Source organism: Liquorilactobacillus mali KCTC 3596 = DSM 20444, from assembly GCF_000260415.1.
In the GTDB taxonomy this organism is placed as follows: Bacteria; Bacillota; Bacilli; order Lactobacillales; family Lactobacillaceae; genus Liquorilactobacillus; species Liquorilactobacillus mali.
The window spans coordinates 48,705-62,499 of the sequence record NZ_BACP01000046.1 but is presented as its reverse complement, the minus strand read 5'-3'; the positions used below and the strand labels follow the sequence as shown (position 1 = coordinate 62,499).

Sequence of the window (13,795 nt, the reverse complement as noted above, 5' to 3'; positions counted from 1 at the left end):
AATGGAGGATAGTATTATGTCTTTTTTGAAACGTCTCGTCGTTACCATGCTCACTATTTTGGTGATAACCACAGGTGTCGCTGGTTGTACTCAACAATCAACTAGTAAAACTAATAGCGATCACGCCACCATAGTATTGATCGTAAATCACAAACAAGTTGCCAAGAAGCATGTGGTAGTGGTTAAAAAAGAAACTATAATAAAAGCACTTAGGTCCAAGTTTAAGGTAAAAACTACAAAGGGATTCATTACCTCAATCAATGGTCACACACAGAATACGAAGAAAAATAAATACTGGATGTATAAGGTCAACGGTAAAACTGCATCCAAAGGTGCGGATGCTACTACCATACACAAGGGCGATAAGGTTGCATTTACACTCAATGCACAGAAGTAACCACATAGGCACACGGCGTCTAACATTTTTGGCCTTGATGACGGCGCTCTGTGTGGTAGGCCGCTTTGCATTCGTTTCTATTCCTAATGTACAACCAATAACGGCAATTGTTGTGTGGTTAACACTAACGATGGGTATTTTTGACGGTACAGTAGTCTCCATGCTGAGTATGTTGATCACCAACCTGTTTATGGGTATGGGATATTGGACATTAGCACAACTAGCTGCATACTTCACAGTTGTCTTGCTGGTAGCATTATTAGGACAATGGCATTGCTCGTCGCATCCACTCTTGATTCACAGTATAATAGCTGCATGCATGGGCTTTGTCTACGGTTTTACCATTAGCCTGTTTCAAGCACCAATTCTCGGTGGGTTACCTGCTGCATTTGCCTATTGGTTAGTCGGTATTCCATTCGACGCAATGCACGCGTTCGGCAACATTGTTATTTACCCCTTGCTAGCCCCACGCCTCACTAAATTGATAAAGCGTTATCCAAGGTTTATTGATTCCCACAATTAGATAATCAATTGAAATTTGGAGAATCAAAAAAGCGACTATTCATGTCGCTTTTTTTGATTAACATATAATCATGGCCGAAAAAGATAAATTTATAGAAAATTTGGCTTATCTAATATAATTGAAAACGAACTAATCAAACAATGGTAATTTTTCCAGGTATAAAATATCCTTTCGCTCGCTGGCTTCACCTTCTGCTAAAATAGCAGCTTCCAACATTACATGTCCGCCTGCATCCTCAACTAATTTCTTAGCAGTAGCCATTGAACCGCCACTGCTGATTACATCATCCAAGAGTAGAATCTTCTTCCCAGAAATCATTTGTGCATCTTCACCATCCATTACTAGGACTTGTTCCTGACTGGAGGTAATAGCACTGACCGCCAAAACACGCGGATCCCTCATATAGTCCTTAACTTTTTTCCTAAGAACTATGTATCGTTTTTTTCCCATACAGTGACTTAGTTCTTGCGCCAATGGAATTCCCTTACTCTCCATCGTTACTATATAGTCAAATGGTTCATTAATCATGCTGCTCAACTTCTGAGCAGCATAATGAGTTAATTCTGCATCCCCCAGCAACACAAAAGAAGCAATTGTAAGAGTCGGATTCAACCTAATTAATGGCAACTTACGTGTGAGATTACCTAATCTTAATTCGTAATATTTTGACATCTGCTATAACCCCAATCCAATCAGTGGCAATAAGAATTTTAAGAAGGCACCTGTTGTTATTCCAACGAATGGATCAAAAATTGCGGTTACAACCAATGTAATCCCTGCTATAAGACTATTTGATCCATTCAATGCAGCTGCAGCATTCTCAGGGAAAATAACAACTGCACCTAAAATAAATAAGAAACCTGCAATCGACGAACTTGGGACAAACTTGCCGATTTTAGGTAGCCAGCCAGCAAATAAAATAAGTGCCATGATGAGCATCATCATTATTCCCGCAATCACAGGTTCGGGTGCGCTTGCCGTCGCAGAAATAATTGTTTCTACTGGTGCTCCTCCTAGGAGACTAGTTCCCATATCCGCAAGCGACTGCGTAATCGTCAATAGGTTCAAGTTTACCGGATTTGGCTTGATCCCTGTCATCTGTCCTGTTATCAATCCATATGACAAATTTGCTCCAATATTGAGGCATGCCAATCCAAGTGCTCCGCGGACTACTCGTATGCTAAAGGTTGGCTTTAAAAATCTAAATCTGCGTTCCGTCACACTAGTTGGTAATTCCTTACGATAATGTTCTACAAAAACTGCAAATGCACTCGATACAATTACTGATAAAACAATTGTCCAAACTAAATCTTTCGAAATTACATATGTAATAGCTGCAATCAGAATTGAAATCCAACCAGTCTTGCTCTTACTTTCTTTGTTCATATCTACGGCTATCTTGGCAAGCATTAGTCCCACACCTGCCATCATACCGTCAATAATATTATTGCCTAATACCGAGACAATCTTAGGCAATAATCCTGTAAAACCAATAATAGCCATAATTATTGAACCGCCAAAAATAATGGATGTTCGTTCCCGTAAGTCTTTCCCCAAGTTCCCAGTCAAAGCCAGCGATTCAGCCTGAAACGAGAGCGGGGCTACTGAGCCAAAAGCTCCATTAACTGCTGAGGCAAAAACAAATGAAAAAGTTGTTGGAAAAACGGCAAATCCCAGCCCCATTGCCATGATTCCTTGTGGAATACCATTTAATACTACTCCAATAGCAGCCATTAAATCTGATAACAAATGCATAAACATCCTCCAATAAACATATATTATTAACCATTAAGCCAAATATAATTCGTATAACATGAAAATATTATAATAAAAAGAGCACATTTTCAACATATTTCGCAAAAAATAGAAACTTTACGACTAAAATCAATAAGAATAAAATAAAGCTTTCTTTTAGTGAGTAAAAAATATATTATTATGATTGTGTCACTATTTTTCAGAGGAGGAGCGCTACCGTGAGAACTTTTAATTTCAGGGCTATTATTCTTATTTTAATTGCCTTTGTTTTAGGATGTAGTGAATTCATTATTGTTGGCATCTTGAATGACCTTGCACATCAATTTAATAAACCTGTAACCACTGTTGGTTATTTAGTAACAATCTTTGCTTTTGTCTATGCCTTCTCAACTCCCATATTGACTGCTCTAATTGGGAAATTTCGTTATTTTTGGTCATTATTTTGTTTTATGATTATTTTTATTCTAAGTAATCTGCTGAGTTTTATAGCACCCAATTATGAACTGCTGGTAGTCTCACGGATTATGACTGCGCTGGTTTCGGGTATTATTGTTTCTCTCGCCTTAACATTTGCCAATCTAATTGCGCCCTTTGAAAAACGTGCATGGCTAGTTTCATGGGTTTTCTCAGGATTTAGTATTGCTTCAGTTTTTGGGGTTCCATTAGGTACTTGGATCAGTACTACCTTTAATTGGCGCATTTCCTTTGCTGTAATCGCAGTTGTCAGCATCATAACATTGGTTCTCTTTACTTTGAGTATGCCTACAACACCTATTGCAAAAAGCAGCAAAATACTTGAACAGCTCAGTCTTGTACGTGATTCTCGTGTCTGGTTGGGAGCCTTACTTGTAATGCTCAGTGCCAGTGGCATTTATGTATTTTACACTTATCTGCGTCCAATCTTGACAACCGAGCTGAATTTTTCAACAGATAGTCTAAGCATGCTATTGTTTGTTTTTGGGTTGATGTCAATTATCAGCAACCGTGCAAGTGGCTATCTTGCAGAAAACAATGGCCTTTTGAGGATGCCGCTTGTATATTCTTGCCAAGTAATTTTATTTATCCTGATGATATTCTTGCCTTATGTGAAGTGGCCAGGACTACTAGTAATTCTTCTTCTGGGAACCACGATGTATCTATTAAACTCACCTATTCAAGTACACTTCTTTAGTGTCGCGGAAAAGGACTACCCACAATCGTTGGTTCTCTCCTCTTCCCTGAACTCCATCTTTTTTAACTTTGGAATTTCCCTCGGTTCTGCAACTGGTGGGGTTCTAGTTGCAAGTCATGGACTATCTGCAATCGGTCCTGGTGCAAGCGTATTTGCGATCTTGTCTATCGTAATTGCAATCCTTCTAAATAAGGAGATTAACCGCCACAATAAGATGAACATAAACAAGTTCGCCGAGATTAACAATTAAATATCAAAATCGGATTTTCATGTAAATTATTATGATGACAGTTAATTTGCACAAACAAAAAGCTTCCACTCAATCAAAAGTGGTATCAACCACATAATTTGATGAGTGAAAGCTTTTTTAGTGTGTGACAAAAAACAGATAATCATTTTAAAATGGTGTGCTCTTAATGTCGTACTTCTTCTTTAAGAAGTAACGTAGCCCAAATACTAAGACTGCTAATATAACATATACAATGGGCTCAAGTGTCTGATTGATTACACCAGAAACATTCACGACAAGCGTGTACGCTGATACCCAGATGATAACCAAGAGAAGTGATAATAGCATGGTCTTCCAAAAAGGTACTTTTTTGCCCTTAGTTCTACGATCACCTGCAGCACGATAAAAGTATGCCATCGCAACACCAGCGATAACCGATGTTACAATAAGTGTCAAGAATCCACCGTTGATCTGAGAAGAATTTGGTGAAAATTGTTGCAAGATCGCGTACATGATACAAAACATTATGAACATCATCAATCCATTATCCAATGCAATTTTCCAAAAAGGTGTTGCCGTGGGTGCCTTCTTTGGCCCTTTGATAATTTCATCAGCCTTTTCATTTACAGTTCCATAAAGTTTTGTAGCAGTTATACCCTGACGCTGCTTTTCTTTAAGTTCTTCGGTCATTGACTGCAGAGCATCTTCAATCTTTTGACTTGCAACATTCTTTTCTTCAAGAACCTTTTTTATTTTGAACAAATATTCTGCATTGCGTTTCGTCAAATCAGTAGTGTCCTTTTTTTCAACTTTTTCCGTTACATTTTCCGTATCGGGAAGAGTCTGTTTACTTTCAGTTTCTTTGTTATTTTCTGCCAAGATAATCCCCATCCTTTTACATAATTACTACACATTAAATCTAAATTCAATAATGTCGCCATCCTGAATCACATATTCTTTTCCTTCAGAGCGGAGACGCCCAGCCTCACGTACTGCAGTCACACTGCCATATTGATCCAAATCTTCAAATGAAAATGTCTCGGCACGAATAAAACCACGTTCAAAATCCGAATGGATTATTCCTGCAACCTGAGGTGCTTTCATACCCTGCTTAAATGTCCATGCACGCGTTTCTTTTCCACCAGCAGTGAAGAATGTCGCAAGTCCCAATAACTTGTACGCTGCCTTAATTAGTCGATCTAGGCCGGATTCCTCAACACCTTCTGCTTCTAAAAAGTCTTTCTTATCCGCGTCATCTAACTGAGCAATTTCTTCTTCTGTTTTTGCACTAACTGCCAGCATCTGTGAACCTTCTTCTTCAGCAAATTTCTGAATTTGCTGGACATAGCTGTTAGAACTAGGATCTGCCATATCTTCTTCAGCAATATTAGCAACATATAAAACTGGTTTCGATGTAAGAAGGAACAATCCCTTAACAATTTTTTGTTCTTCTTCCTCGAATTCAAGTGAACGAACAGGTTTTCCAGCTTCTAAAACCGGTTTAATTTTCTTCAGTACATTGAATTCAGCAACTGCTTCCTTATCCTTCGTTCGTGCAACTTTCTCGACCCTAGCATATCTCTTATTGATGCTTTCTAAGTCTGCCAGAGTTAATTCCAGATTGATGGTATCAATGTCATCTAAAGGATCGACTTTATTGCTGACATGTGTAATGTTATCATCATCAAAGGCACGAACAACATGAACTATTGCATCAACTTGACGGATATTCTCCAGAAATTTGTTGCCCAAACCTTCACCTTTACTTGCGCCCTTGACAATTCCCGCGATATCAGTGAATTCAAAGGTTGTTCGAATGATTTTCTTTGCTGGGATAAGTTCATCAATTCTTGCTAAACGCTGATCAGGTACTTCAACCATTCCTACATTAGGGTCAATTGTAGCAAACGGATAGTTAGCCATCTCTGCTCCCGCGTTAGTAATAGCATTGAACAATGTTGACTTTCCAACATTGGGTAATCCCACAATTCCAGCTGTTAATGACATAATTTATTTCACTCTTTCTTATTCTTCAATATTTGCTTTTTTTAGTATCTTCTTTAACTTGCGATTGAATTCCCGGCGAGGCAGCATTACCAAATGACCGCATCCCGTGCATTTAATCTTAATGTCCATACCTAACCTAATGATTTCCCAACTATTGGTACCACAAGGATGCGGCTTTTTCATCTCAACAACATCATGCAGTTCGTATTCAGCTTGCATTCTCACACCTCCATTTATTCTAATGGTTAATCAAGATTTACTCCAAGTATATCCATAATTCGATTAAAATCGGATGTCGATAGGTAATCAATTTCAATCCTGCCCTTGCCTTGTCTAGAGCTTGTTTTAACTGTAACCTTTGTACCAAATTTCTCACGTAATGCATTTTCACTTTGCTCGTAGTAAACTGCGTTGGGATCTTTTTTTACCTTTTTAGCAGTTTTGGTCTCATCACCATTTATCTTAGCAACCAATTGTTCGAGCTGTCGCACAGTTAAATTCTCATCAACTGTCTTTTTCGCAACAGAGATAACGTGTTTCTTATCTTTTAGAGCTAGCAAAGTTCTAGCCTGTCCCATTGATAATTCCTCATTTTGCAACATATCCTTAACTTCCTTTGGTAATCCAAGAAGTCTCAAATAGTTTGCAATATACGGTCTACTTTTCCCTAGCCGTTCAGAAACTTGTGCCTGTGTAAGTTGCAGTTTGTCCATCAAAGTACTGTATGCCTGTGCCTCTTCAAGCGGCGTTAAATCTTCACGTTGCAGATTTTCAAGGATTGCAATCTCCATCATGCTTGCCTCATCAATCTCACGAATAATTGCAGGAATGTTCTTCTTTTCTGCCAGTTTAGAAGCCCTAAAACGTCGTTCACCAGAGATTATCTCATACCCTTTGACACTTGATTTACGAACAATAATTGGCTGAAAAACACCTGATTTTTTAATTGAAACCGAAAGTTCTGACAATGATGCCTCATCAAATATTTTGCGAGGCTGATAAGGATTCGGTCGAATATCGTCCAAAGCTAATTCCGTGACAACTTCTTGACCATCATCAACTTGTTCCAAATCTTGAAAAAGTGCCTCAATTCCTCTACCGAGCCCTTTATTATTTTTATTCACCATGATTAGCCAAAACCTCCTTTGCCAATGCCATATATTCCTTGGCACCTCTTGATGCGGGGTCATAATCAACAATTGCAAGCCCATGACTTGGTGCTTCTGATAAACGGACATTTCTTGGTATCACTGTTTGATAGACTTTATCCTTGAAGAACTTCTGAACTTCCTCAACAACCTGTGAGCCAAGATTGGTACGTGCATCCAACATGGTCATCAAAACACCCTCAATAGCCAGTTGTGGATTAAAATGTTTCTGCACCAATTTGACAGTATTTATCAGCTGACTCAAACCTTCTAGTGCATAATACTCACTTTGAACTGGAATTAAGATTGAATCACTGGCACTAAATGCATTGATCGTTAGTAGGCCAAGAGAAGGAGGACAGTCAATCAGAATATAATCATAATCATTCCTAATCTGCTTAATAGCATCCAAAAGTCGTGATTCACGTGCCATCTGTGATGTTAGCTCAATCTCTGCACCCGATAATTGAATTGTCGCAGGAACAATTTCAAGACCTTCATGACTTGTAGCGATAATCGTATCAGCAATTGGATATTCATTGACTAGAACATCATAAATATCTTTTTCAATCTCCGACTTTCTAACTCCGACACCGCTAGTTGCATTTCCTTGTGCATCTGAATCAATCAATAAGACTTTCTTGCCTAGGTCTGCAAGACAAGCTCCCAAATTGACACTTGTTGTTGTCTTGCCTACACCACCCTTTTGGTTGGCAAGTGCTATTACAATCCCCATGTTTTCTGACCCTCCTATAACGTTATTTATTGTCTTGCTGCTCTTTATCAACCGGAATATCAATTACGATTCGATGAAACCCTGGGACATCTTCTTCGTGTGTTTTGACCTTCATTCCGTTTTCCTTAATCAGCTTAACCGATTTCTTGATCGTATTTACTGCAATCCGTGTATCATGAAGTGCTTTATTACGCCGTGGCTTCTTAATTGTATTATTAGCAGTAGTCTTTTCTTCCTTTTCCAGTTCTTTAAGAACAAGTGCTTCTGTTTCCTTAACTGTCAGCTGATTATCAATAACTCGCTTTATTATCGCAACCTGTTTCTCATCATTCAAGCTCAATACACTGCGTCCATGGCGTTCCAGAATCTTACGCTGCATGATTACGCGCTGCACATAAGGTGCCAACTTGAGTAATCTCAGTTTATTTGCAACAAATGATTGACTCTTGCCAAGTGCCTTAGCCAACTCTATTTGTGTCAGCTTGTTTAACTTCATCAGTTCACGATAAGCCTTGGCTTCTTCAATTGCAGTCAAGCCTTCACGCTGCAGGTTCTCGATTACAGCGAGTGATGCAGCTTCAGTGTCTGTCATTTTCTTGACGATTGCCGGAATCTTATTCCATTGTAGCAACGATACAGCTCTGAAGCGTCGTTCACCAGCGATAATCTCAAATTTATTTTCTTGAAATTCTCTTACAATGATTGGCTGCAACAAACCATGATCGCGGATTGTATTTGCCAATTCGACTATTTTTTCTTCTTCAAAAACCTTACGTGGTTGAAATCTATTAGGCACAATCTGTGAGAGTTCAATTTCTCTTACAGATTGTGTTTGGACTTCTGGTTTCTTATCCTTATTCCAAAATGAAAATGCCACTATCGTTTCCTCCCCGAATGTCTATCCTAGTCTATCCTACTAGAGGCTGCTTTCCAGGTGTCCCTGCTTTTCTTGGATATTTTGCCGGTGTTTTTTTGACTTTATCAATCTTAATAATATGACGCTCATCACTCGTTATGGGAAGTACCAACTTGTTATCCTGTACGAATTCTCCACCTAATGTCTTAATTGCAAATTGTGCTTCATCAAGTTCTGCGTGTGCTTTTTGAGCTTTTAGTGCAACAAAACTTCCACCAACCTTAACTAAGGGCAAACATAGCTCTGCTAAGACATTGAGACGTGCAACAGCACGAGCAGTCACAATATCAAAACTTTCACGGTATTGACTCTTTTTACCGGCAAATTCTTCTGCACGCGCGTGATAGAACGACACACCCGTCAATCCAAGATTATTGGCCAACTGATCCAAAAAAAGAATGCGCTTGTTCAAGGAATCAACAATTGTTACCTTGAGGTCCGGAAAGGCTATTTTCAATGGTATTGATGGAAATCCAGCTCCAGCACCGACATCGCATAAGGTCAGTGGCTTATTTTGTAACTGTGAAACAGCCACACCAGTCAAGATTGAATCGAAAAAGTGTTTTAGATATACCTCTTTTTTTTCGGTGATTGCTGTCAAGTTAGTATGTGCATTGAAGTCTACCAGCAACTGAAAATAATCTTCATATTGCTCCATTTGATGGGCATCTAGTTCTATTCCCAGGTCTAAAAGAGCCTGTTTAAATTCTGTTGGATTCATATTGCTCCTTTTTAATATCTGATTGCATTTTGTGAAACACAATTGTTTCACGAACTACTCTTAGTTTATGATACTTTTAAGGTTAATTCAAGGTCTTATGAATAACAATCTTATTGATTTCTTGTTTAGAAAAAGTAAATTCTATATTTAATCTAATTACTAAAAAATGAATCACTTTACATCTTTTTAATCTGCACTAAACTTTATCTTGAAACCTATAACTCAACCTTATATGTAGTTCATACCTTTTTGGAAAAAACTACCTAGTAATTAGGTAACTTTAAGTTATAAGCAAACAAAATAACTATCAAAGATTTTTTATTTGTATTTATAATTATGATAAGTAATTTGGAATATCAATCCCCCAATTCAATTAATCTTTTTTTGTACACAAAAATAGGCTCTCTTAATTAGACAGCCTTTAAATTGATGTAAAAATTGTTAAATACATTTGTTTAAGAGGTGAGTCCCGAATATCCAAAACAGCATTTCTGTTATTCTTAATTCTTTATTTCTCAATAGTCCTAAATATATTAAAAATAATAACTGACTAATATTATCAATTCAGATAAATACTTGCCTCACGTGTCGCTAGTTTGTGCAAGGGATACTCCTCAATAAAATTTTTGACCCACGCTGAATCAAATTTACTGTAATTGCGTAATGCCCAACCGATTGCTTTTTGAATAAAAAATTCGTCTGTATGTTGATCATAGAGGATTGCTAAGGTTAATAGTTCTTTATCCATTGTTTCTTTTTCAAGGAGCTGAAGCAAAATAGAGATACGCCTCATCCAGAAATTATCCTGCTTGTAAAAAAGTTCAAAGAGCCGTCTTTTCTCATCAGGATAAAGTTGCACATACTTACCAAAAACTTTGCGCCAAGCATCAACTGAATCCCACCAAGCTTTCTGTGTAACATACTGCGTGAGAAATTTCATCTCAGTAAACGAAAAGCGTTTAACATTCGCAAAGCTAATGTCAATCGCTACATACTGGTATTCACGTTCAGAACGTTGATAAAGTTCATCTATCACTTGTATGAGCTCTTTCAATGGCATCTTCTTGCTCACTTTTAAAAGTTCTTTGGACTGCCGTTTACGCTCAGGTGTTTTGACCCCAACGAAAAAAAATTTATTTTTCATGTATGCAGCCATTGGACCTTTAAGCTCCGCTTCCCCCACAAGCTTAAATTCAGTTATCTTTTGCATTGGCAACCCTTCTTTAAACTAGCTGGTCATTACACTCCTTATGATACTCCACAACTAGGGGATGCTTTACAATAATCGCTTATACAGTACATGTAATCGATCAACATCTCTATCTTCTGGCAGCAGTTCCTTCAACTGATTAATCATAGATAGTACGCCTTCTGTTTTCCCCTGGCGGATCATATCCAAAATTTGTGCCTTCACTTGATTGCCCAGGCGCTGCATCTCGGCAACAATCTGCTTTTGCTTAGTTTCTAGTCCCTGATACTTCTTTACAAGATGATCTACAATTATTTTTGAATCTTCATAACAATTCAGGCCCCATCTAAGATTGGCAAAATACAATGAGTAATTGCCTTCCTGCTGTTCTTCCAAAGCTCGAGAAAGAAAGATACCAAATCTTGTTTCGGCAGGCAATAAATTAGACGGTTCCCCTGACAAAAGTTCTTCATGATATAGGTACTGCGCACAACTCACAATGCTTCGTGCATAAAATGGAAGTTGTTCTTCAATATTTTCTGGCAAGACTTCTGCACTAAAAATAAATTCATGATACAACATCTGCAACAATGACTCCCTGCGTTGTGATTTTGGCCAGGCACTCTCGATTCTTCGTGCAAAAACAGGAATCTCATCTTTTTTTGAACTCATTTTGTGTACTATTGCAAGTGAAGCCCTGTACCAATCTTCCTGACTTACTTTATCAATCGTAAATGCTGGATTAATACCTCTATTAACTAATTCTACAAACAACTCTTCATTAGGCAATGTGCATGTTACATTTTTTTTCTTGATTGTCCGTAAAAGAACGTCAAATTCTCCATTGTTACGTGCAATTAATAATCTCTGAAGCAAAACAAAAGCATCATCTGAATTCAGTCTAGCAACAAAAGCCGCAAGTTGCACTGCCTCAATACCATCCTTTTGTTTCAGGATAACTATGTCGCGTCCAAAAATATCTGGAAGCTGTCCATCGTCGTTAAGAAGCATATCATGCAATTGCTGTAGTCCCTTCAAATCATCCTCTAAGAATAATGCCTCTAGTATAGTCCCAAGCAATCTAGCAGTATTGCTAAAATCATCCTTCCAAGGAACATATCTAGCAAAATGAATCACTGTCCGATAATTTTTCTCAACCATTGCTTTGATGAAGATCTTCATAATCATCTTTATCCCCATCTCAACGTTGACAATATTTCTAAAATAAAAAGATGATTGATTAACAAAATCACTTTGATGAGTAACCAGCCATCGGATGTTAAGCATGTAATCCTCTAAGTAGCTAGCGGCCTGTGGAAACTCTTCCCTACTCAGTAAGGTAACAAAGATTAGTTGATCAAGGACGCATCTTTGATATTGATTAAGTTTAAACTCACCAGCATACTCGTCTTTGATATCAATTGCTTCTTGCCAGCAGTCATTGAGCATGCGTGCTTGAATCATATAGCACATAAGCGTGAATGCATCACTTTTATTTGTCGGAATTTTATTTTCTTCTGCGAAGAAGTTATTCAGCCCTTCTTGTGCAGTCTCAAAAACAGTATCACGTTGCTTCTTTGTATTCTTTCCCATACCAGCAACCAACTGTGCCCATAAATGCATATCATAAGGATTACTCTCAAGCCCTTCTCGCATAATACTTTCATTACGCTCAAGTTTACCATCAAGGTTTTTACCCACATATCCAAAATGATGCATAAACACATTTGTAGCTTTGGTGGGAATATAAATAGGAGACAGATATTCATGAATTGGGCTTTTGAATTCTGTAATTTCAGTCAGTCGGACACAGCGTGTCTCAATGTTCTTGGAATAATTCGTACCTTCCAAATTATGATAATTCCTTCGAATATACGAAAGTGAACCATACTTTGAGTATTCCTTTTCATTATTGAAAAAGGCAATTAATTCTGAAACATCATCGAACCACTCGTCATCATCTAAAAAAAGGAACCATTTGCCTCGTCCTTTTTTCAAACCTGCATTACGTGCAGCGGCAAAGTCGTTATTCCATTCATAGGGCACCACTAAATCAGCATACTCCGTTGCAACCTGTAATGATCCATCACTCCTTGCTGCACCGACCGTATCAACAACAATCAGCTCACTTGGTATCTGATTCAATAACGGCAACAATGACTCCATGCATTTCTGTACACTGTCTAGATGGTTGGAAACAAGTAAAGAAATTGTTAAAATTGGCTGACTCCATTTAATTCGCTCCATCTGACTCATTCCTCTTATCAAATATTATTTTGCTGAGCTAGCACTTCTTGCCACGATTCAAGCAATTCACTTAGCATGTCGACAACTGGTCCAATCGTTCCCTTATCCTTACCCAAATTTGCTTTGACTAATTCATTTAGCATGAAGTCGTATAGACTAACGAGATTTGTCGGCAGCTCTCCAGCGACCTCTTGATTAATACTCTGCTTTAATTCATTGATAATATCCTGTGCCTTAACCAATTCATGATGAGCACTCTTGTTATCAGAATTATCCAATGCGAATTCCGCACGTTTGAGACTCTTGATTGCACCTTCATACAAGAAAATGACTAACTTCTCGGGTGATGCTCCTAAAATCTGACTGCCTAGATAAACATCTTTGGCTCTCCGATTATCTGTATACATATATTTATGCTCCTTTAATACTATAAGTCCATGTCGATCAGTGATGGCCCCTCTTCTTGTTGCAAATAGGTCATTACAGTACTTTTCTGCGATTGATTTAACTTCTGAATATGGTTCAAAGTCTCGTGTTTCTTTTCCTTAAGTTGTGAGATAAGCAATTCATAATTATGCTGCATTCGTTTATACTCAGCCATATCAGCTAACCCATCTGGTCTAGTAAGACTTTTCAAAGTATCTAACATTGTATTAGTTTCATTAAGTACTTCCTCGTACTCAGATATTTCTTGGTACGAACTGTTTTCAAGCAGCACATTTATCTTCATTATTATTTTCTTATAATCATTCACTT

General features: G+C 37.9%; 16 protein-coding genes. 3 read left to right on the top strand and 13 right to left on the bottom strand.

What is annotated here, in order from left to right:
• The first annotated feature begins 16 nt into the window (after positions 1-16).
• Positions 17-397, top strand: coding sequence for a DUF4430 domain-containing protein (locus tag GSM_RS08400; protein WP_010078094.1), 381 nt, complete (start codon positions 17-19; stop codon positions 395-397).
• A complete protein-coding gene (locus GSM_RS08395; RefSeq protein WP_419181934.1) occupies positions 339-920 on the top strand; it encodes an ECF transporter S component in 582 nt (193 codons plus the stop codon). The genes GSM_RS08400 and GSM_RS08395 overlap by 59 nt, the downstream gene beginning before the upstream one ends.
• A 129-nt stretch (positions 921-1,049) precedes the next feature.
• Here the strand turns inward: GSM_RS08395 and GSM_RS08390 are convergent, their stop codons facing one another.
• On the bottom strand, positions 1,050-1,592 hold the full coding sequence (locus GSM_RS08390) for a phosphoribosyltransferase family protein (protein WP_010078092.1): 543 nt from the start codon (positions 1,590-1,592) through the stop codon (positions 1,050-1,052).
• 3 nt (positions 1,593-1,595) lie between these two features.
• Complete coding sequence (locus tag GSM_RS08385; protein ID WP_010078091.1) at positions 1,596-2,675, bottom strand: guanine permease; 1,080 nt, start codon at positions 2,673-2,675, stop codon at positions 1,596-1,598.
• 218 nt (positions 2,676-2,893) lie between these two features.
• Here GSM_RS08385 and GSM_RS08380 point away from each other — a divergent pair, with 218 nt between their 5' ends.
• The gene (locus GSM_RS08380) at positions 2,894-4,096 is read left to right on the top strand and encodes an MFS transporter (RefSeq protein WP_010078090.1); all 1,203 of its coding nucleotides are present in this window, start codon (positions 2,894-2,896) and stop codon (positions 4,094-4,096) included.
• 147 nt (positions 4,097-4,243) lie between these two features.
• Here the strand turns inward: GSM_RS08380 and GSM_RS08375 are convergent, their stop codons facing one another.
• The 11 genes from GSM_RS08375 to GSM_RS08325 all read right to left on the bottom strand — a co-directional run bounded on the left by GSM_RS08375 (position 4,244) and on the right by GSM_RS08325 (position 13,793).
• Positions 4,244-4,954, bottom strand: coding sequence for a DUF1129 domain-containing protein (locus tag GSM_RS08375; protein WP_010078089.1), 711 nt, complete (start codon positions 4,952-4,954; stop codon positions 4,244-4,246).
• Positions 4,955-4,981: 27 nt separating this feature from the next.
• Positions 4,982-6,082, bottom strand: coding sequence for a redox-regulated ATPase YchF (gene ychF / locus GSM_RS08370; protein WP_010078088.1), 1,101 nt, complete (start codon positions 6,080-6,082; stop codon positions 4,982-4,984).
• Between the two features lie 18 nt (positions 6,083-6,100).
• Positions 6,101-6,301 carry a DUF951 domain-containing protein gene (locus tag GSM_RS08365; RefSeq protein WP_010078087.1) on the bottom strand — a complete coding sequence of 67 codons (201 nt, stop codon included), beginning with the start codon at positions 6,299-6,301 and terminating at the stop codon, positions 6,101-6,103.
• Positions 6,302-6,327: 26 nt separating this feature from the next.
• Positions 6,328-7,209 (bottom strand): ParB/RepB/Spo0J family partition protein, encoded by an 882-nt coding sequence (locus GSM_RS08360; RefSeq protein WP_010078086.1) that lies wholly within the window; start codon positions 7,207-7,209, stop codon positions 6,328-6,330.
• Positions 7,199-7,966 carry a ParA family protein gene (locus GSM_RS08355; protein ID WP_010078085.1) on the bottom strand — a complete coding sequence of 256 codons (768 nt, stop codon included), beginning with the start codon at positions 7,964-7,966 and terminating at the stop codon, positions 7,199-7,201. The genes GSM_RS08360 and GSM_RS08355 overlap by 11 nt, the downstream gene beginning before the upstream one ends.
• Before the next feature lie 22 nt (positions 7,967-7,988).
• The gene (gene noc, locus GSM_RS08350) at positions 7,989-8,843 is read right to left on the bottom strand and encodes a nucleoid occlusion protein (RefSeq protein WP_010078084.1); all 855 of its coding nucleotides are present in this window, start codon (positions 8,841-8,843) and stop codon (positions 7,989-7,991) included.
• Positions 8,844-8,874: 31 nt separating this feature from the next.
• On the bottom strand, positions 8,875-9,603 hold the full coding sequence (gene rsmG / locus GSM_RS08345; RefSeq protein WP_010078083.1) for a 16S rRNA (guanine(527)-N(7))-methyltransferase RsmG: 729 nt from the start codon (positions 9,601-9,603) through the stop codon (positions 8,875-8,877).
• 559 nt (positions 9,604-10,162) lie between these two features.
• Positions 10,163-10,813, bottom strand: a complete 651-nt coding sequence (locus GSM_RS08340) for a DNA alkylation repair protein (RefSeq protein WP_010078082.1) — start codon at positions 10,811-10,813, stop codon at positions 10,163-10,165.
• Positions 10,814-10,879: 66 nt separating this feature from the next.
• Entirely contained in the window at positions 10,880-13,039 is a 2,160-nt protein-coding gene (locus tag GSM_RS08335; protein ID WP_010078081.1) for a glycosyltransferase, read from the bottom strand.
• Between the two features lie 17 nt (positions 13,040-13,056).
• Positions 13,057-13,446 carry a flagellar export chaperone FliS gene (gene fliS / locus GSM_RS08330; protein ID WP_003686991.1) on the bottom strand — a complete coding sequence of 130 codons (390 nt, stop codon included), beginning with the start codon at positions 13,444-13,446 and terminating at the stop codon, positions 13,057-13,059.
• A gap of 20 nt (positions 13,447-13,466) precedes the next feature.
• A complete protein-coding gene (locus GSM_RS08325; protein ID WP_010078080.1) occupies positions 13,467-13,793 on the bottom strand; it encodes a hypothetical protein in 327 nt (108 codons plus the stop codon).
• Positions 13,794-13,795: the final 2 nt, after the last annotated feature.